General features: G+C 66.5%; 21 protein-coding genes. 13 read left to right on the top strand and 8 right to left on the bottom strand.

The window, feature by feature from the left end:
- Window positions 1–5: 5 nt before the first annotated feature.
- Complete coding sequence (locus ACRSCF_RS24820) at window positions 6–860, bottom strand: AAA family ATPase (RefSeq protein WP_016453731.1); 855 nt, start codon at window positions 858–860, stop codon at window positions 6–8.
- A gap of 116 nt (window positions 861–976) precedes the next feature.
- On the opposite strand from ACRSCF_RS24820, the gene ACRSCF_RS24815 reads away from it, so the two are divergent.
- Window positions 977–1,651 carry a c-type cytochrome gene (locus tag ACRSCF_RS24815; protein ID WP_016450129.1) on the top strand — a complete coding sequence of 225 codons (675 nt, stop codon included), beginning with the start codon at window positions 977–979 and terminating at the stop codon, window positions 1,649–1,651.
- Between the two features lie 75 nt (window positions 1,652–1,726).
- On the opposite strand, the gene ACRSCF_RS24810 is transcribed toward ACRSCF_RS24815, so the two are convergent.
- Both ACRSCF_RS24810 and ACRSCF_RS24805 read right to left on the bottom strand, forming a co-directional pair.
- A complete protein-coding gene (locus tag ACRSCF_RS24810; protein WP_016453732.1) occupies window positions 1,727–2,185 on the bottom strand; it encodes a DUF1841 family protein in 459 nt (152 codons plus the stop codon).
- A gap of 79 nt (window positions 2,186–2,264) precedes the next feature.
- Complete coding sequence (locus ACRSCF_RS24805) at window positions 2,265–2,864, bottom strand: short chain dehydrogenase (protein WP_017405388.1); 600 nt, start codon at window positions 2,862–2,864, stop codon at window positions 2,265–2,267.
- A 106-nt stretch (window positions 2,865–2,970) separates the two neighbouring features.
- On the opposite strand from ACRSCF_RS24805, the gene ACRSCF_RS24800 reads away from it, so the two are divergent.
- Entirely contained in the window at window positions 2,971–3,861 is an 891-nt protein-coding gene (locus ACRSCF_RS24800) for a LysR family transcriptional regulator (RefSeq protein WP_244387281.1), read from the top strand.
- A 10-nt stretch (window positions 3,862–3,871) separates the two neighbouring features.
- On the opposite strand, the gene kefC is transcribed toward ACRSCF_RS24800, so the two are convergent.
- Window positions 3,872–5,755 carry a glutathione-regulated potassium-efflux system protein KefC gene (kefC, locus tag ACRSCF_RS24795; RefSeq protein ID WP_244387279.1) on the bottom strand — a complete coding sequence of 628 codons (1,884 nt, stop codon included), beginning with the start codon at window positions 5,753–5,755 and terminating at the stop codon, window positions 3,872–3,874.
- 296 nt (window positions 5,756–6,051) lie between these two features.
- Here kefC and ACRSCF_RS24790 point away from each other — a divergent pair, with 296 nt between their 5' ends.
- On the top strand, window positions 6,052–6,681 hold the full coding sequence (locus ACRSCF_RS24790) for a LysE family transporter (RefSeq protein WP_012203595.1): 630 nt from the start codon (window positions 6,052–6,054) through the stop codon (window positions 6,679–6,681).
- A gap of 75 nt (window positions 6,682–6,756) precedes the next feature.
- Window positions 6,757–7,221 carry a MaoC family dehydratase gene (locus ACRSCF_RS24785; protein WP_017406698.1) on the top strand — a complete coding sequence of 155 codons (465 nt, stop codon included), beginning with the start codon at window positions 6,757–6,759 and terminating at the stop codon, window positions 7,219–7,221.
- Between the two features lie 131 nt (window positions 7,222–7,352).
- On the opposite strand, the gene ACRSCF_RS24780 is transcribed toward ACRSCF_RS24785, so the two are convergent.
- The 3 genes from ACRSCF_RS24780 to ACRSCF_RS24770 all read right to left on the bottom strand — a co-directional run bounded on the left by ACRSCF_RS24780 (window position 7,353) and on the right by ACRSCF_RS24770 (window position 9,134).
- Window positions 7,353–7,658: a DUF4148 domain-containing protein gene (locus tag ACRSCF_RS24780; RefSeq protein ID WP_016453737.1), complete on the bottom strand. Its 306-nt coding sequence runs from the start codon at window positions 7,656–7,658 to the stop codon at window positions 7,353–7,355.
- Between the two features lie 183 nt (window positions 7,659–7,841).
- Window positions 7,842–8,339 carry a tRNA (uridine(34)/cytosine(34)/5-carboxymethylaminomethyluridine(34)-2'-O)-methyltransferase TrmL gene (trmL, locus tag ACRSCF_RS24775; protein WP_016450136.1) on the bottom strand — a complete coding sequence of 166 codons (498 nt, stop codon included), beginning with the start codon at window positions 8,337–8,339 and terminating at the stop codon, window positions 7,842–7,844.
- Window positions 8,340–8,390: 51 nt separating this feature from the next.
- A complete protein-coding gene (locus ACRSCF_RS24770; protein WP_244387277.1) occupies window positions 8,391–9,134 on the bottom strand; it encodes a phosphoribosyltransferase family protein in 744 nt (247 codons plus the stop codon).
- An 89-nt stretch (window positions 9,135–9,223) separates the two neighbouring features.
- Here ACRSCF_RS24770 and ACRSCF_RS24765 point away from each other — a divergent pair, with 89 nt between their 5' ends.
- From ACRSCF_RS24765 to ACRSCF_RS24735, 7 genes are all read left to right on the top strand, one after another.
- Window positions 9,224–10,126: a class I SAM-dependent methyltransferase gene (locus ACRSCF_RS24765; protein WP_034367837.1), complete on the top strand. Its 903-nt coding sequence runs from the start codon at window positions 9,224–9,226 to the stop codon at window positions 10,124–10,126.
- A gap of 670 nt (window positions 10,127–10,796) precedes the next feature.
- Window positions 10,797–11,978: a cytochrome c oxidase subunit II gene (gene coxB, locus ACRSCF_RS24760; RefSeq protein ID WP_016450139.1), complete on the top strand. Its 1,182-nt coding sequence runs from the start codon at window positions 10,797–10,799 to the stop codon at window positions 11,976–11,978.
- Window positions 11,979–12,013: 35 nt separating this feature from the next.
- Window positions 12,014–13,684, top strand: coding sequence for a cytochrome c oxidase subunit I (gene ctaD, locus ACRSCF_RS24755; protein WP_016450140.1), 1,671 nt, complete (start codon window positions 12,014–12,016; stop codon window positions 13,682–13,684).
- A gap of 104 nt (window positions 13,685–13,788) precedes the next feature.
- On the top strand, window positions 13,789–13,896 hold the full coding sequence (locus tag ACRSCF_RS24750; protein WP_016450141.1) for a cytochrome oxidase small assembly protein: 108 nt from the start codon (window positions 13,789–13,791) through the stop codon (window positions 13,894–13,896).
- A gap of 28 nt (window positions 13,897–13,924) precedes the next feature.
- Window positions 13,925–14,545 (top strand): cytochrome c oxidase assembly protein, encoded by a 621-nt coding sequence (locus ACRSCF_RS24745; RefSeq protein ID WP_016453742.1) that lies wholly within the window; start codon window positions 13,925–13,927, stop codon window positions 14,543–14,545.
- Window positions 14,542–14,754 (top strand): DUF2970 domain-containing protein, encoded by a 213-nt coding sequence (locus ACRSCF_RS24740; RefSeq protein WP_016450143.1) that lies wholly within the window; start codon window positions 14,542–14,544, stop codon window positions 14,752–14,754. Before ACRSCF_RS24745 ends, ACRSCF_RS24740 begins: the two co-directional genes overlap by 4 nt.
- Before the next feature lie 70 nt (window positions 14,755–14,824).
- Window positions 14,825–15,706, top strand: a complete 882-nt coding sequence (locus ACRSCF_RS24735; protein ID WP_432675094.1) for a cytochrome c oxidase subunit 3 — start codon at window positions 14,825–14,827, stop codon at window positions 15,704–15,706.
- Between the two features lie 70 nt (window positions 15,707–15,776).
- Here ACRSCF_RS24735 and ACRSCF_RS24730 read toward each other — a convergent pair whose 3' ends face one another.
- Window positions 15,777–16,019, bottom strand: coding sequence for a twin transmembrane helix small protein (locus tag ACRSCF_RS24730; protein WP_016450145.1), 243 nt, complete (start codon window positions 16,017–16,019; stop codon window positions 15,777–15,779).
- 29 nt (window positions 16,020–16,048) lie between these two features.
- Here ACRSCF_RS24730 and ACRSCF_RS24725 point away from each other — a divergent pair, with 29 nt between their 5' ends.
- Window positions 16,049–16,819 carry an SURF1 family protein gene (locus ACRSCF_RS24725; protein ID WP_324623356.1) on the top strand — a complete coding sequence of 257 codons (771 nt, stop codon included), beginning with the start codon at window positions 16,049–16,051 and terminating at the stop codon, window positions 16,817–16,819.
- A complete protein-coding gene (locus tag ACRSCF_RS24720; RefSeq protein WP_016450147.1) occupies window positions 16,806–17,495 on the top strand; it encodes an SCO family protein in 690 nt (229 codons plus the stop codon). Before ACRSCF_RS24725 ends, ACRSCF_RS24720 begins: the two co-directional genes overlap by 14 nt.
- Window positions 17,496–17,535 lie beyond the last annotated feature (40 nt).

Here is a 17,535-nt window from a genome sequence, read left to right as displayed (position 1 = left end):
TGGCCTCAGCGGTTGCGCTGGTTCATGAAGACCAGCTTCTCGAACAGGCTCACATCCTGCTCGTTCTTGAGCAGGGCGCCCACCAGCGGCGGCACGGCGACCTTGCCCTCGGCGGTCTGCAGCGATTCCACGGGAATGTCCTCGGCCACCAGCAGCTTGAGCCAGTCGATCAGCTCGCTGGTGGAGGGCTTCTTCTTGAGGCCGGGCAGGTTGCGCACGTCGTAGAACACCTTCATCGCGGCGGCCAGCAGCTCGCCCTGCAGCTTGGGGAAGTGCACGGCCACGATCTGGCGCATGGTGTCGGCGTCGGGGAACTTGATGTAGTGGAAGAAGCAGCGGCGCAGGAAGGCGTCGGGCAGCTCCTTCTCGTTGTTGGAGGTGATGAACACCAGCGGCCGGTGCTTGGCGCGGATCATCTCGCGCGTCTCGTAGCAGTAGAACTCCATGCGGTCGATCTCGCGCAGCAGGTCGTTCGGGAATTCGATGTCGGCCTTGTCGATCTCGTCGATCAGCAGGGCCACGGGCCGGTCTGCCGTGAAGGCCTGCCACAGCACGCCCTTGACGATGTAGTTGTGGATGTCCTTGACGCGCTCGCCGCCGTCGATGTCGGACAGTTGCGAGTCGCGCAGGCGGCTGACGGCGTCGTATTCATACAGGCCCTGCTGGGCCTTGGTGGTGGACTTGATGTGCCACTGCAGCAGCGGCATGTCCAGCGCGGCGGCCACTTCCTCGGCCAGCATGGTCTTGCCCGTGCCGGGCTCTCCCTTGACCAGCAGCGGGCGCTGCAAGGTGGCTGCGGCATTCACCGCGAGCATCAAATCCTGGGTGGCGACGTAGTTCTCGGAACCTTGAAATTTCATGGGCGGTATCAGCGTAAGTATTGATGGGGACGCTTGACGGTGACTGCCATAATCGTTCGCGCTACCCGCTCAGCAGTAGGCATCCGTCAGAACTCTTGAAGGATTGTGCGCGCAAAATGATAAAAACTTTGACCACGGTATTGGCGCTGGCTGTCGCATCTGTGACCTCTGTGGCACAGGCCCAGCAAAGCAAAGGTGACGCAAAGGCAGGGGAGGGGAAGATCGCCATGTGCATTGGCTGCCATGGCATCCAGGGCTACCAGGCCAGCTTCCCCGAGGTGTACAAGGTCCCCAAGATTTCCGGCCAGGGCGCACCCTACATCGTGGCCGCGCTGCAGGCCTACCAGAAGGGCGAACGCAAGCATCCCACCATGCGCGGCATTGCCGATCCGCTGACCGAGCAGGACATGGCCGACGTGGCGGCCTACTACGCCGAGCATGGCGTGGCCAAGGCCGCCGACGCCAAGGTCCGCGAGCCCAGCACCCAGGTCGCCGCGCTGCTGCAAAAGGGCGCCTGCGTATCCTGCCACGGCCAGGGCTTTTCCAAACCCATCGATCCCAGCTACCCCAAGGTGGCCGGCCAGTACGCGGACTATCTGTACTCCGCCCTCAAGTCCTACAAGACCGAAGGCAACCCCCACATCGGCCGCAGCAACGGCGTGATGGCCGGCATTGCCAAGCAGTTCACCAACAGCGAACTCAAGGCGCTGGCCAACTACATCGGCAGCCTCGATGGCGAGCTGCAGACCCTGCCGCAGCCCCATTTCCGCCTGGGCCACAAATCGCAGTGAATCGCGCGCAGCCCCATACCCCATAGCAAAAGCCCGCAATCGCGGGCTTTGTCTTGAGGGGGATGCACAGAGGCGCTATGCGCCGCCCGTGGCCTTGGCGCCGTCGCTCGTGGCGCGGCGCTGGACTGCGGCGATATAGGCCTCGCCATCGGGCGGGCGGCCCGAACGCTGGCTTTCCCAGAGCATCTGCCCCAGGCATTCCATGGTGGCGTGGTGGGCGTCGTGCAGCGAGTCCAGGCGGCGGCTGAGCAGCTCCACGGCCTGGCGTATGCCGCGCGGCTGGTCGATGCTGCACTGCTCGCTGATGGACAGATGCATGGACAGATGCAAAAACGGATTGGTCACGCCGGGCGTGGCGTCGTAGTCGCGCAGCAGGGCGGCGTCCACGTCGGCAAGGTCATCGAAATACTCGGGATGCTCGGCGATCCAGAGGCTGGCCAGCGTCTCTATGGCCTCCATCGGCGCGCCGCTCAGCATCTTGGTGCGCACGCCGCAGAAAAAGCGCCGCACATCGGCTTGGGTGGGGTTGAACATGGTGGCGCGCAGCGTAGCACGCAGCCTTTTTGGGCGGGGCACGCAAGGACTTTGCCGAGGGCCCGCCGCAAGACATGGATCAGAGCACTTCGAAGACCCTGCCGGTCTGGGCGCCTTCCACGCTGCGCTGGTAGGCCAGGGCCACGCGCGCGGCGGGCACGGTCTCGAAGCCGGGGAAGACCGAGCCATAGGCATCGGCCGATTCGGTCAGCAAGGTGGGGCTCACGGCATTGATGCGCAGGCCGCGCTGCAGTTCGACCGCAGCGCCGGTGACGAAGCCGTGGAGGGCGGCATTCACCGTCGATGCATTGGCGCCGTGGCGGATGGGCTCGGTGGCGGCGACGCCGCTGGTCAGCGTGATGGAGCCGCCGTCGCGCAGCCAGCGCTGGCCCAGCAGGGCGAGCCGCACCTGGCCCAGCAGCTTGTCCTGCAGGCCGGAGTTGAACTGCTCGGCCGTCATCTCGGACAGCGGGCCGAAGTGCAGTTTGCCGGCCGTGCTGACGATGGCGTCCACCTGGCCGGCGGCTTCGAACATTTTCTGCAGCGTCTCGGGCTGCGTGAAGTCGGCGCGCAGGTCGCCGCTGTTGCGGCCCACGGTGACGATCTCATGGCGCGGGGCCAGCAGGGCGTGGACAGCGCGGCCAATGGTGCCGGTGGCACCGATGAGCAGGATCTTCATGCGGTTTTCTTTCGGAAGGAGTGAACAGGCCTCCAGTGTTTTGCAAATCGCTCATGCCATAAAGTAGCGAAATCTTTTTGTACTACTAAGCATTGGTTAGCAATCCATGGACAAGCTGCGCAATATGGAGGTCTTCATGGCCGTGGTCGAGGACGGCAGCTTTGCCCAGGCCGCGCGGCGCCTGGATATCTCGGCCGTGATGGTGGGCAAGCATGTGCAGCAACTGGAAGCCCACCTGGGCGCGCGCCTGCTGCAGCGCACCACGCGGCGCCACAGCCTGACCGAGGTGGGCCGCAGCTTCTACGAGGACAGCCGCCAGGTCTTCGAGCAGTTGCGCTGGGCCGAGTCTGCCGTGGAGCGCAGCCGCAGCGCACCCCAGGGCCTGCTGCGCATCAGCGCGCCGACCACGCTGGGCAACCATGTGATCGCGCCGCTGGTGGCCGACTACCAGCTGGCCAATCCGCTGGTGCGCGTGGACCTGCAACTGAGCGACAGCATGGCCGACCTGGTGGGCGAGAACATCGACGTGGCCGTGCGCATCGGTCCCGTGGGCGGCGAAGGCCTGGTGGCGCGGCCGCTGCAGCCCTATCGCATGGTGATCGCGGCGGCGCCTTCGTACCTGCGGCGGCGCGGTCATCCGCGTGGCGTGGGCGATCTGGCGCGCCATGACTGCCTGAGCTACGCGGTCTGGCAGCGCCGCTCGGAATGGATTCTGCGCGGCGACGGCTCGGCGCCGGTGCAGTGGCCCGACGATGCCCGCCTGCGCTGCAACAGCGGCGACGGGCTGCGCCATGCGGCGCTGCGCGGCCTGGGCCTGATCCTGCAGCCCGAGGTGCTGCTGGCCGCCGACATGGCCGCTGGCCGGCTGGTGCCCGTGCTGCAGGACTGCGTGCCACTGCCGCGCCCGGTGCACCTGGTCTATCTGCCGGACCGCCGCCAGCTGCCCAAGCTGGCGCAGTTCGTGGACCACATGGTGCAGGCGCTGGGCGCGTCCTGAGGCCCGGTTTTCAGGGGGCGGGCGGGGGCGGGGCTTCCTGCGGCGCCTGCTCCTTCTCCTGCTGCGCCTGGGCCTCCTGCCGCTCCTTGGCCATCTGCTCGACCAGTTGCTGGCGGCCCTGCTTGGCCACGGCAATGAGCTGGGCCTGGTCCTTGTGGTGGGGGTACATGCGCTCGATCAGCTGCAGGTTGTGCTCCCGAAAGCGCGCGGTGGTGCGCCGGGCCTCGGCAGGGCTGTGGCCAGCGAGCTCCAGCACGGTGCGTGCCGAGACCAGGCTGGACTCGAAGACTTCGCGCTCGACATGGTGCACGCCCAGGTCGCGCAACTGGTACCAGTGGGCCATGTCGCGCGCGCGGGCCACGATCTCCAGGTGCGGAAAGCGCTTGCGCACGCGGGCGGCGATCTTCAGCGATTGCTCGGAAGAGTCCACGGCAATGACCAGCACCCGCGCCTTGTCCGCGCCGGCAATGCGCAGCAGGTCCATGCGGGTGGCATCGCCGAAGAACACGCGGTAGCCGAAGGTGTGTGCCACTTCCAGCATCTCCACGCTGTGGTCGAGGATGGTGGCCGGCACGCCCTGGGTCAGCAGCACGCGCGCCACGATCTGGCCGTAGCGGCCAAAGCCCGCAATGATGATTTGCGCGTCCTGCGGCTCCGAGATTTCATGGGCCCTGGCAGCCTGGCCCGCGCCGTCGACCTGGCAATCCTTCATGTCGGCAAAGCGCTTGAGCAGCAGCTTGTCCATCAGCACCAGCACCAGCGGGCCGATCAGCATGGACAGGGCCACGGCGGCCACCAGCATGGACGAGATGCTGTGGTGGAACACCTTGTACTGCGCCGCCGTCTGGAACACCACGAAGGCGAACTCGCCGCCCTGGGCCAGCAGCAGGGTGAACACCGGGCGCTCGCGCCAGGGCAGCTTCAGCACGCGGGCCAGGGTGTAGAGCACGGCGCCCTTGAGCGCCAGAAAGCCCAGCACCATGGCCGCCATGGCCCAGGGCGCGCGCAGCAGCACGCCGAAGTCGATGCTCATGCCCACGGCCATGAAGAACAGGCCCAGCAGCAGGCCCTTGAAGGGCTCGATGTTGGTCTCCAGCTCGCTGCGGTACTCGCTGTCGGCCAGCAGCACGCCGGCCAGGAAGGCTCCCAGCGCCATGGACAGGCCCACCTGCACCATCAGCATGGCAATGCCCACCACCAGCAGCAGCGAGGTGGCCGTGAAGATCTCGGGCGTGCGGCTGCGGGCGATCCAGCGCAGCAGGGGGCGCAGCAGCAGGCGGCCGCCCACCACCACGGCGGCGATGGTGCCCACGGTCTTGAGCACCTGCAGCCACAGGTGGCTGTCTGTGTGCGTGGCATTGGCGGCCTTGACCGCGCCCAGGATGGGGATCAGCGCCAGGATGGGAATGGCGGCCACGTCCTGGAACAGCAGGATGGAAAAGCCGGCCTGGCCGCTGGGCGTGCGCATGAGGTTGCGCTCGGCCATGACCTGCAGGCAGATGGCCGTGGACGACAGGGCCAGGCCCATGCCCGCGATCAGGCTCACGCGCCAGGAAAAGCCGAAGGCCCAGGCCGCCAGGAACAGCACGCCCGTGCAGGCCAGCATCTGCGCGAGCCCCCATCCCAGGATGGGCCGGCGCAGCTCCCACAGGCGGCTGGGCTGCAGCTCCAGCCCGATCACGAAGAGCATCAGCACCACGCCGAACTCGGCAAAGTGAAGAATGTCATCCACATTGCTGACAAGCGACAGTCCCCAGGGGCCCATGGCAATGCCGGCACCCAGGTAGCCAATGATGGCGCCCAGGCCCAGGGCACGCGCAATGGGCACGGCCAGCACGGCGGCGGTGAGATAGAGAAAGCCGTAGGTCAGCCAGATGGGGGCGCTGTGTTCCATGGAAGCTCGGGATCTTGGAGTTGGTGTTTACCCTGGGGTGATTGATTGTGTCACTCTCACAGCTGGGTCAGCTTTTTGACAGGGTTGAAAATGCCCCCACGCTCCCTTTGCTGCGCTAGGTCCGCTGCCCCTGGCCGGGCGCCCCCCGAGGGGGCCGTTTTCATCTTGGGGCGGCCCGGCGATGAAAAATGCCACCGAATGCTTCACCGCCCCATCCGGCTTTGCCGCGGCAGTGCGCCAGATCGGCTGCACGGTTTTAAGATGCCGGCCTGCTCCGTATTTTTAAGGTGTTTGGCATGGATTGGCACACTTGGATCGCCTACTTTGTGGCCTGCTGGATCATTGCGGTCTCCCCGGGCTCGGGCGCCGTGCTGTCCATGAGCCATGGCCTGTCGTATGGCGTGCGCAAGAGCAGCGCCACCATCTTCGGGCTGCAGCTGGGGCTGCTGACCATCTTGCTGATCGCCGGCGCGGGCGTGGGCTCGCTGCTGCTGGCCTCCGAATGGGCGTTCAACGCCGTGAAGATCGTCGGCGCGTGCTACCTGATCTACCTGGGCATCAGCCAATGGCGCTCGGGTGCCGCACCCCTGGCCACCCAGGAATCCATGCCCGAGCTCAGCGTGCGCCGCCGCGTGCTCACGGGCTTCCTGACCAACGCCACCAACCCCAAGGGCATCATCTTCATGGTGGCTGTGCTGCCCCAGTTCATGACCACCAGCCGCCCGCTGTGGCTGCAGTTGCTGATCCTGGCCGCCACCATGCTGGCCGTGGACACCATGGTCATGCACGGCTATGCGGCCAGCGCCAGCGCGCTGCGCGGCTTCATGCGCAGCGCGCGTGCCGTGCGCAGCCAGAACCGGGTCTTCGGCGCGCTGCTGATGGCCGTGGGCACGGGGCTGTTCTTCGTGCAGCGCGCCTCGCGCTGAGGCCGGCCCTGGGCTAACCCTGGCTGTCGCGCGCCCGACATGGAGCGCGCGGCACTGGCCCCTACCATTTGGGGCATGAAAACCTTCCATTCCTATTCCGAAGTGCGTGCCTGCGTGGGGCAGGAAGTCGCCGTCAGCGACTGGATCACCATCACCCAGCAGCAGGTGCAGCTGTTCGCCGATGCCACGGGCGACCAGCAGTGGATCCATGTGGACCCCGAGCGTGCGTCCAAGGGCCCCTTCGGCGCGCCGATCGCGCATGGCTTTCTGACGCTGTCGCTGATTCCCCAGTTTTTCCAGAGCTGCTTTCACATCGAAGGCGCGCAAATGGGCGTGAACTACGGCCTCAACCGCGTGCGCTTCACCTCTCCCGTGCCCGTGGGCAGCCGCCTGCGCGCGCGCCTGACGCTGCAGGCCGCCGAGCCCATCGAGCCCGGCGGCCTGCAGATGACCTGGCTGGTGACCGTGGAGCGCGAAGGCGCGGACAAGCCCGCCTGCGTGGCCGAGTCCGTGGCCCGCAACTACGGCGCCAAGGCCTGAATGAAAACTGACCCCCACGCTGCCCTCCCAAGAGGGAGCTTTTCATCTTGGGGCGGCCCGGCGATGAAAAAAGCCCGCAGGCGGCACCTGCGGGCTGGCTGCATGGTGGCAGCGGTTGCGGGGTCTGGGGCTCAGGCGCCGAAGTTCAGCTGGCCCGAACGCTCGGCAGCGGCGGCCTCGCGGCGCACTTCCTCGCGGCTCACGCCAGCGGTGGCGGTGTTCTGGATGGGCAGGTAGCCTTCGGCGACGGAGGGCATGGTGCCGTTGGCCTGGGCGGCCTTCAGGTCAGCCATGACCTGGGCACGTGTCAGCGTGCTTTGGGTCTTCACTTCGGGCGGGTAGCTGCTGTTGTCGGCGTAGTCGAAGCCGGCGGCCTGGGCGGCGAAGGCGGAAACGGTGAGGGCGGCCAGGACGGCAAAACGGCGGGTGTTCTTCATGATTCAAGTCCTTTGTTTTGTTTCTGGGACAGGGCGTTCCTTGCGGAAATCGCTTGGTAACGTAGAGCCCATGACTCAAATGTAGGACGATGTGGAATCGGGATAAACCCTTGGATTGGCAATGCGCTTTTTCAGCGGTTGAAACAATCGGCGGGGAACTTTCCGCCGACCCAGGCCGGTCGCTCAGGCCGCGCCGGGCGCGCCCTCGGCCAGTGCGGCGCCGGCAAACTGCTGCTGGCGCCAGGCTTCAAACACCGTCACGGCCACGGCGTTGGACAGGTTCAGGCTGCGCTGCTGCGGCAGCATGGGCAGGCGCAGGCGCTGCTGCGGCGGGAACTGCTCGCGCACCTCGGCGGGCAGGCCCTTGCTTTCGGAGCCGAACACCAGCCAGTCGCCGGGCTGGAAGCCGATGGCGTGGGCGGGGCTGCTGCTGTGCGTGGTCATGGCGAACATGCGCTGGCGGTCCGGCCGGCAGTCCTGCAGGAAGGCCTGCCAGTCGGCATGGCGGCGCACGGGCGCGTACTCGTGGTAGTCGAGGCCGGCGCGGCGCATCAGGCGGTCTTCCATGGAAAAGCCCAGCGGCTCGATCAGGTGCAGGCTGCAGCCGGTGTTGGCGGCCAGACGGATCACATTGCCGGTATTGGGCGGGATCTCCGGCGCGACGAGAACGATATGGAACATGGCCCGTATTGTCTCGCGGCGGCAGATGCCCCGGGCCCCGGTCCCCTGCGGTCAGGGCGTGCGCGCCAGCACCAGGGCGCTGACCTCGGCCGCGCCTGCGCAGCGCAGGCAGGTGGCCAGCGCATGCAGGCTGGCGCCCGTGGTCATCACATCGTCGATCAACAGGATCTTGCGGCCGCGCACGTGGGCCAGCTGCGCAGGTGGCACGGCAAAGACCGTGCGCAGCTGGCGCAGGCGCAGGGCGCGCGGCAGGTCATGCTGGGCCTGTGCCGTGTGGGCGCGCTGCACGGCCTGGTGCCGCAGCTTGCCCCGGGTGGATGCGCTGCAGAGCGCGCGGGCCAGCACCAGGGTCTGGTGAAAGCCGCGCTCTCGCAGGCGCTGCGGCGACAGCGGCATGGGCAGCAGCAGGTCGCATTGCTGCAGTTGCTCGCGCGCCTGAGGCAACTCCAGCACCAGATCGGCCAGGCTGCGTGCCAGGCCGGTATCTCCCCGGAACTTGAAGTCGCCGATCACCGTGTGCCACGGGTAGGCATAGTCCAGCGCGGCCAGGCAGTGCGTCAGCGGCGGCGGCTTGACCAGGCAGGCGCCGCAGGTGCGGGGACCATCGGCGCCGGTGCGGGCCGGCAGCGGCATGGCGCAGCGCCCGCATCGCGCCATGGGTCCGGCCCAGCGTGCGCGGCAGTCCTGGCACAGGCGCCGCGCAGGCCAGCGGTGGCAGACGGCGCACTGGCTGGGCAGCAGGCCGGGCAGGCCGGCATGCCAGCGCGAAAGCCATGACGCAGGCAGGTTGGGCATGGAGTCAATATACTCGCGCCGCGTCCGCCACCCCTTTGCTCCGGGGCCGGGCGCCTGTCTTTTGAGGAGCACGGATTCCCCGCCCAGCCATGTCCCACGAATTGCCTCCCACCATCGATCCGGCCGCCGCATTGCGCTGGCAGCAGGGCGCGCCTGCGGCCTCGCCGTGGCTGCATGAGGAGGTGGCGCGCCGCATGCAGGAGCGGCTGGACTGGATCGTCAAGCCGCCCCAGCGCTGGTGCCACTGGCAGCCCGTGCGCGGCGGCCTGCAGGCCCATGCGCTGCTGCGCCAGCGCTATGCCCAGTCCGAATGCCTGGTCTATGAAGCCTCGCCGCTGCATGAGGCCGCCGCCCGCGAGCAGCTGGGCGCGCGCTGGTGGCAGCCCGCGCGCTGGACCGGGGGCGCCACGCGCTTCGGCGAGCCCGAGCCCGCCGGCGTGGACATGCTGTGGGCCAACATGGCCCTGCACCAGCAGGCCGACCCGCAGGCGCTGATCGCGCGCTGGCACCAGGCGCTGTCCGTGGACGGCTATGTGATGTTCTCCTGCCTGGGGCCCGATACGCTGCGCGAGCTGCATGCCCTCTACGCCCAGCTCGGCTGGCCGCCCGCCGGCCAGGCCTTCACCGACATGCACGACTGGGGCGACATGCTGGTGCACGCAGGCTTCAGCGAGCCGGTGATGGACATGGAGCACATCACGCTGACCTTTGCCACGCCCGAGCGGCTGCTGCAGGAGCTGCGCGAGCTGGGCCGCAACTTCCATCCGCAGCGCTTTGCCGCGCTGCGCGGCCGCCGCTGGCAGCAGCGCCTGCACGATGCCCTGCGCGAGCGCCTGGCCGGCCCCGACCGGCAACTGGCGCTGACCTTCGAGATCGTCTACGGCCATGCCTACAAGCCGCAGCCGCGCGTGCGCCTGGAGTCCAGCAGCGCCGTGTCGCTGGAGGACATGCGCAGCATGCTGCGCCAGCCACGCAACACGGGTTTGCGATAGCCTGAATGTCGCTTTCCGGTCATTGATCGAAAACAAAAACGTCTACACTTTTCCCGAGCTGACAGAGACAACAGCTTTTCCCTGGGCTCGCTCTCCCGGGCCGGGAAAAGACCAGCGGTCCGCAGGCCGAAAGGGGAGACGATTTGGTGTTTCGCTTTGCCACGGGAACGAGAACGGGCCGGCGCATTCAAGAGTGGCCCGCCCGCAAGTTTGATCATCACCGGCTGCAGCAGTGCCTGCTCCTCTGGGAGCGGGCACTGGTTTTTCTGTCCCTGTGTTCCCTGCTGCCCGCACTGCTGGGCCGCATGCGCTGCCTCTTTCCATCCGCTCCCGGCCCGCACGGCACACACGGCACACATGCCCTGAAGGGCCGGCGCGCGCGCATCCTCCCATCCACTTTGCTGCTGTCCCCCGAGTTCATGCGCCTGCAGGCGCAGGCGGGGATGGCGGCCCGCCCCCATCCTGGTCCCACGTCCGAGCTGCCGTTGATGCCGGCTGGCACGCTATTGGTGATTGCGCGCAGGCACATCTGCGGCGCTTTCATGCATGCTCGGACAGTTGAGGCCGGGAGTTGCCCTTTGGGCAGGCGTTGAACGGTCTGGCTGCGCGGCCCCCACGCCGGCGCAGCGGAGCGAGTGGATAACCCGAGGCTTAGATGTAAGTGAAAACTATGAAAAGCATTTCCACCAGGCTGGTTCTCTGGGGCTTGATGAGTGTGGCAGGGGCAGGCTCCCTTGCACATGCGGCGACAGATCTGCCAGGCGGCCCGGCCGTCAATCAGCTCAACCTTCATCCGGCGGTCACGCGCATCGCGCACGAGCAGCATTACCTGCACTGGATGATGCTGATCATCTGCACGGTGATCTTCATCGGCGTGTTCGCCGTGATGTTCTATTCGATCTGGAAGCACCGCAAATCGCGCGGCGCCAAGGCCGCGAACTTCCACGAATCGGCCACGGTCGAGGTGGTCTGGACCGTCGTGCCCTTCATCATCGTCGTGCTCATGGCGCTGCCGGCCACCAAGGTGCTGGTGGCGCAGAAGGACACCACCAACGCCGATGTCACGATCAAGGCCACGGGCTACCAGTGGAAATGGGGCTACGACTACATCAACGGCGAAGGCGAGGGCCTGAGCTTCATCTCCACGCTGGACAGCAGCCACCGCGTGCTGTCCGACAGCGGCGATGTGTCCAAGGCACCCAACGACTACCTGCTCAAGGTGGACAACCCGCTGGTCGTGCCCGTGGACCGCAAGGTGCGCATCATCACCACGGCCAACGACGTGATCCACTCCTTCATGGTGCCGTCCTTCGGCATCAAGCAGGATGCGATTCCGGGCTTCGTGCGCGACACCTGGTTCCGCGCCGAGAAGACCGGCGACTACTACGGCCAGTGCGCCGAGCTGTGCGGCAAGGAGCATGCCTACATGCCCATCCACGTGAAGGTGCTGTCCAATGACGGCTACAAGGCCTGGGTGGACGAGCAAAAGAAGATCGCCGCCGCCAAGAAGGACGACCCCAGCAAGGTCTGGTCCCTGCAAGACCTGATCGCACGCGGCGAGAAGGTCTATGCGGCCAACTGCGCGGCCTGCCACCAGGCCAACGGCAAGGGCGCCGGACCCATCAAGGCGCTGGACGGCAGCCCCGTGGTCCTGGGTCCCACGGCCGAGATGATGCATGTGGTGCTGGAAGGCCGTGCCAACGGCGCCATGCCCGCCTGGAAGCAGCTGAGCGATACCGAGCTGGCCGCCGTGGTCACCTTTGCCAAGAACCACTGGTCCAACAAGACCGGCCAGCTGGTGCAGCCGGCCGAGTTCGTGGCCGCCCGCACCGGCAAGTTCCCTGCGCAGTGAGCACGCAAGACAGATGAGCGATTGGAGATAACAGCATGAGCGCCGTACTTCCCCCCATCCACAGCCCTGCGGGCGAGGGCCACGAACATGCGCATGAGCACGAGCATGGACACGGGCATGACGACCATCACCACCACGCCACGCCCACGGGCTGGCGGCGCTGGATGTTCGCCACCAACCACAAGGACATCGGCACGCTGTACCTGCTGTTCTCGTTCACCATGCTGATGGTGGGCGGGGTGCTGGCGCTGCTGATCCGCGCCGAGCTGTTCCAGCCCGGGCTGCAGATCGTCAACCCCGAGCTGTTCAACCAGCTGACCACCATGCACGGCCTGATCATGGTGTTCGGCGCCATCATGCCGGCCTTCGTGGGCTTTGCGAACTGGATGCTGCCGCTGCAGATCGGCGCCTCCGACATGGCCTTCGCGCGCATGAACAACTTCAGCTTCTGGCTGCTGATCCCGGCCGGCCTGATGCTGGTGGGCTCGTTCTTCATGCCCGGCGGCGCACCCGCCGCAGGCTGGACGCTGTATGCGCCGCTGACGCTGCAGATGGGGCCGTCCATGGACACCTCCATCCTGGCCATGCACATCATGGGCGCCAGCTCCATCATGGGCGCCATCAACATCATCGTCACCGTGCTCAACATGCGCGCGCCCGGCATGACGCTGATGAAGATGCCCATGTTCGCCTGGACCTGGCTGATCACGGCCTACCTGCTGATCGCCGTCATGCCCGTGCTGGCCGGCGCCATCACCATGACGCTGACGGACCGCCATTTCGGCACCAGCTTCTTCAACCCCGCAGGCGGCGGCGATCCGGTGATGTACCAGCACATCTTCTGGTTCTTCGGCCACCCCGAGGTCTACATCATGATCCTGCCGGCCTTCGGCATCATCAGCCAGATCGTGCCGGCCTTCAGCCGCAAGAAGCTGTTCGGCTATGCGTCCATGGTGTATGCGACCTCGTCCATCGCCATCCTGTCCTTCATCGTGTGGGCGCACCACATGTTCACGACCGGCATGCCCGTCACGGGCCAGCTGTTCTTCATGTACGCCACCATGCTGATCTCGGTGCCCACGGCCGTGAAGATCTTCAACTGGGTGGCCACCATGTGGCGTGGCTCCATGACCTTCGAGACGCCCATGCTGTTCTCGGTGGGCTTCATCTTCGTGTTCACCATGGGCGGCTTCACGGGCCTGATCCTGTCGATGGCGCCCATCGACATCCAGCTGCAGGACACCTACTACGTGGTGGCCCACTTCCACTATGTGCTGGTGGCCGGATCGCTGTTCTCCATGTTCGCGGCCTACTACTACTGGGCGCCCAAGTGGACGGGCGTGATGTATTCGGAGACGCGCGGCCAGATCCACTTCTGGGGCTCGCTGATCTTCTTCAACATCACCTTCTTCCCCATGCACTTCCTGGGCCTGGCGGGCATGCCGCGCCGCTATGCCGACTACCCCATGCAGTTCGCCGACTTCAACATGGTGGCCTCGCTGGGCGCGCTGGGCTTCGGCCTGATGCAAGTGTATTTCTTCCTCTTCGTCGTCGTGCCCGCCATGCGCGGCAAGGGCGAGAAGGCGCCGCAAAAGCCCTGGGAGGCTGCCGAAGGCCTGGAGTGGGAAGTGCCCTCGCCGGCGCCGTTCCATACCTTCGAGACGCCGCCCAAGCTGGATGCGACGGCGACCCGCGTCATAGGCTGAAATGAACCACCGCCTGGGTCGCTTCGCGCCTTCCCCTTCCTCGGTGCCCCTGGGGTGGGGCGCGACAGTCTCAGAGATTGCCAGTAGTCATGGAGATCAGAAAAATGGATGCACAGCAACGAAAAGCCAATGTGCGGCTGGCGCTGATCCTGGTATCGGTGGCGCTGGTCTTTCTGGCCGGCTTCGTGATCAAGATCACCGTGCTCCATTGAGCGCTTGAAGGCAACAGGAGGGCAATCCGTGAGCGTGCGCAGTGAAAACGCGAAGATGGTGGGCAAGCTGGCCGTGGTGGCGCTGGGCATGTTTGCCTTCGGCTACGTGCTGATTCCCATCTACAAGCACATCTGCGAGCTCACGGGCATCAACATCCTGTCGCTGTCCGAGCGGCAGGTGCCGGGCAACGGCACGGCCGGGCGCGATGTGAAGCTGCCGGCCAACTCGCAGGTGGACAAGAGCCGCACCATCACCGTGGAGTTCGACGCCAATGCGCGCGGGCCCTGGGACTTCAAGCCGGCGCAGCGCTCCATGCAGGTCCATCCGGGCGAGCTGGCCACGGTCATGTACGAATTCCAGAATGTGCAGAACCGCCGCATGGCGGCCCAGGCGATACCGAGCTATGCGCCACGCCAGGCGGCTGCGCATTTCAACAAGCTCGAGTGCTTCTGCTTTTCGCAGTACACGCTGGAGCCAGGGGAAAAGCGCGAGTGGCCGGTGGCCTTCGTGATCGATCCGCGCATCTCCAAGGACGTGACCACGATCACGCTGTCCTATACCTTCTTCGAGGTGGGCGGCAGGACGCCGGCCGCGCCCACGGGCGATGCGCCGGTGGCCGCAGGGCCGAAGCAGGAGCCGGCCTCATGAATGCGCCGCAACCCGGGGACAAGCGCCGCCCGCCCAGCGTGTGGCGCACGGTGCGCGCCGTGGCGTGGTCCCTGTTCGGCGTGCGCAGGGCTAGCGAGTACCAGCAGGACGGGGAGCGCATCACGCCGCTGCATGTGATTGCAGTGGGGCTGGCGGCCATCTTCCTGCTGGTGCTGGGATTGATCGCGCTGGTCAAGCTCGTGGTCTGAGCGGCGCGGCCATCGGGGACAGAGAGTGATCGACGGGAAACACAGAACCAAGAATGTCAGGAGCTGAGCAATGAGTGCAACCACCCACGGCAAAACGCCTTACTACTACGTGCCGGCAGAGTCCAGCCATCCCGTCATGGCGGCGGCGGGGCTGTTCTTCGTGATCCTGGGCGCGGGCAACTGGATCAACGGCCATGAATGGGGCATGTACAGCCTGGGCCTGGGCCTGGTCTGGTGGCTGGCCGTGCTCTTTTTCTGGTTCCGGGAGGCCGCGCATGAAAGCGAGTCGGGCAAGTACGGTCGCAAAATCGACCTGTCCTTCCGCTGGAGCATGAGCTGGTTCATCTTCTCCGAGGTGATGTTCTTCGGCGCCTTCTTCACCGCCCTGTGGTGGGCGCGCTCGCACTCGGTGCCCGCGCTGGGCAGCCTGGACAACGCCTTGCTGTGGCCCGACTTCAAGGCCGTCTGGCCCAGCATGGCAGCGGGTGCCACGGCCTCGCCGGCCAACAGTGTCGAGCCCTTCCAGACCGTAGGCCCGTTCTGGCTGCCCACCATCAACACGGCGCTGCTGCTGACTTCGGGCGTGACGCTGACCATTGCCCACCATGCGCTGCAGGCCGGCCACCGCGCCCGCACCATCGCCTTCATGTGGATGACGGTGATCCTGGGCTTCGTCTTCCTGTGCGTGCAGGCCTACGAGTACTACCACCTGTACACGGATCTGAACCTCAAGCTGTCCTCGGGCGTGTTCGGCTCGACCTTCTTCCTGCTCACGGGATTCCACGGCTTCCACGTCTTCGTGGGCATGCTGATGCTGTTCTTCATCACCATGCGCCTGCATGCCGGGCACTTCACGGCCGAGCGGCATTTCGGCTTCGAGGGCGCGGCATGGTACTGGCACTTCGTGGACGTGGTGTGGCTGTTCCTCTACGTGCTGGTCTACTGGATGTAATCTGTATCCGGCCCCATGCAAAAAGAAGCGCCAGGGCGCTTCTTTTTGTTTGTGGGGGCAGGGGGCTTGTCTATTGCCCGGCGGTCCAGCCGGTGGGATGGATGTAGCCCAGCTTGGCCGCCAGCAGCACGCACAGGAACAGCGCGATGGACAGGCCCACGCGCAGCGCCAGTGCACGGAACATGGCGCGGCTGCGGCGCCTGTCGTCGCCCGCTCCCTGCTGGTCTTCGGGATTGCGGCGCATCATGAAGAACAGGGCGCTGCCCAGACTGGCGACAATGGCCAGCAGGGCGAGAACGATCACGAATTTCATGGGTGGATTATCCGGTGCGTGTTTCCAGAATGCCAGAGCGCTGGCGGTTTGTACTGATCACCTTGGCCGCGCTGATCGGCGTGGCCGTCACGCTGTCCCTGGGCCGCTGGCAGCTGCAGCGCGCGGCCTACAAGCAGGAACTGTTCGACGCCGTGCAGCGCCAGCAGGGCCTGCCGCCGTGGAGCAACGCCCAGCTAGCCGTGCAGCCCGGTGCGGCGCCGAACCCCGAAGCCGCGCCCTGGCTGCACCGTCCCGTGCAATTGCAGGGCCACTGGATTGCGGGGCAGACGCTGTACCTGGACAACCGCCAGATGCAGGGCCAGCCGGGCTTCTTCGTGCTCACGCCGCTGCGGCTGGCTGCGCCGCATGAGGACGTGGTGATTGCCGTGCAGCGCGGCTGGGTGCCGCGCAACTTCCTGGACCGCACGGCCCTGCCCGAGGTGCAGACGCCCGAAGGGCTGGTGACCGTCCAGGGGCGCATGGAGGCCGCGCCGTCCCGGCTCTACGAATTCGGCCGTGCAGGGGCAGACCCTGATGGGCAAAAGTCGCGCATCCGACAGAATGTGGACATTGCCGAATGGGCCGTGGCCTCCGGGCTGCCGCTGCGCGAATGGAGCCTGCTGCAGACCGGCGAAGCCAGCGAAGGCCTGCGGCGCGACTGGCCCGTTGTGACGGCCGGTGTCGAGAAACACCATGGCTATGCGTTCCAATGGTTTGGACTTGCGGCCCTGATCACGCTTTTGTATGTCTGGTTCCAAATCGTCCGACGCTTTGTCCGCCCGCGCCATGCCCGCTCCTGAGACTCCCCTGGAGATGACTGTCCATGGCCTGCCACCCTTGCAGCCGAGCCTTGCCGGCGCGCAACGCACGCGCAGCGGCCGCTGGAAGATGCTGGCCGTGTTCGCGGTCTGCGCCGCGCCCGTGGTGGCCTCCTATTTCACCTACTACGTGCTGCGGCCTGGCCAGCAGCGCAGCTTTGGCGAGCTGATCGCGGACCAGCCAGCCTTGCCACCGGCCACGGCCACCACGCTGGACGGCGCCCCTGTACCGCTGCAGTCGCTCAAGGGCCAATGGCTGTTGCTGAGCGTGGCGGGCGGGGCCTGCGGCAGCGCCTGCGAAAGCCATCTCTATCTGCAGCGCCAGCTGCGCGAAACCCTGGGCCGCGAAAAGGACCGGCTGGACCGGGTCTGGCTCATCTCCGACGACGCACCCGTGCCCGCCCACCTGCGCCCCGCGCTGGCCCAGGCCACGGTGCTGCGCGTGCCCGAGGCCGTGCTGCGCGGCTGGCTGCAGCCCGCGCCCGGCCATGCGCTGCAGGACCACCTGTACGTGGTGGACCCGCAGGGTCACTGGATGATGCGCATGCCCGCCGGGCTGGGCATGGCCGACGCCGGCAAGGCCAAGCGCGACCTGGACCGGCTGCTGCGAGCATCGGCCTCGTGGGACACGGCGGGACGCCCCGGCGACGGCGACTGAGGCCTGCGCCAAGGAACCGAGCCGGCAGCCAGGCCGTCTC

Origin of the sequence: Delftia sp. 11MD (genome assembly GCF_050907895.1) — a bacterium.
GTDB classification, from domain to species: domain Bacteria; phylum Pseudomonadota; class Gammaproteobacteria; order Burkholderiales; family Burkholderiaceae_C; genus Comamonas; species Comamonas tsuruhatensis.
The sequence above is the reverse complement of the archived record's forward strand: the minus strand, read 5'-3'. Positions and strand labels throughout refer to the sequence as shown.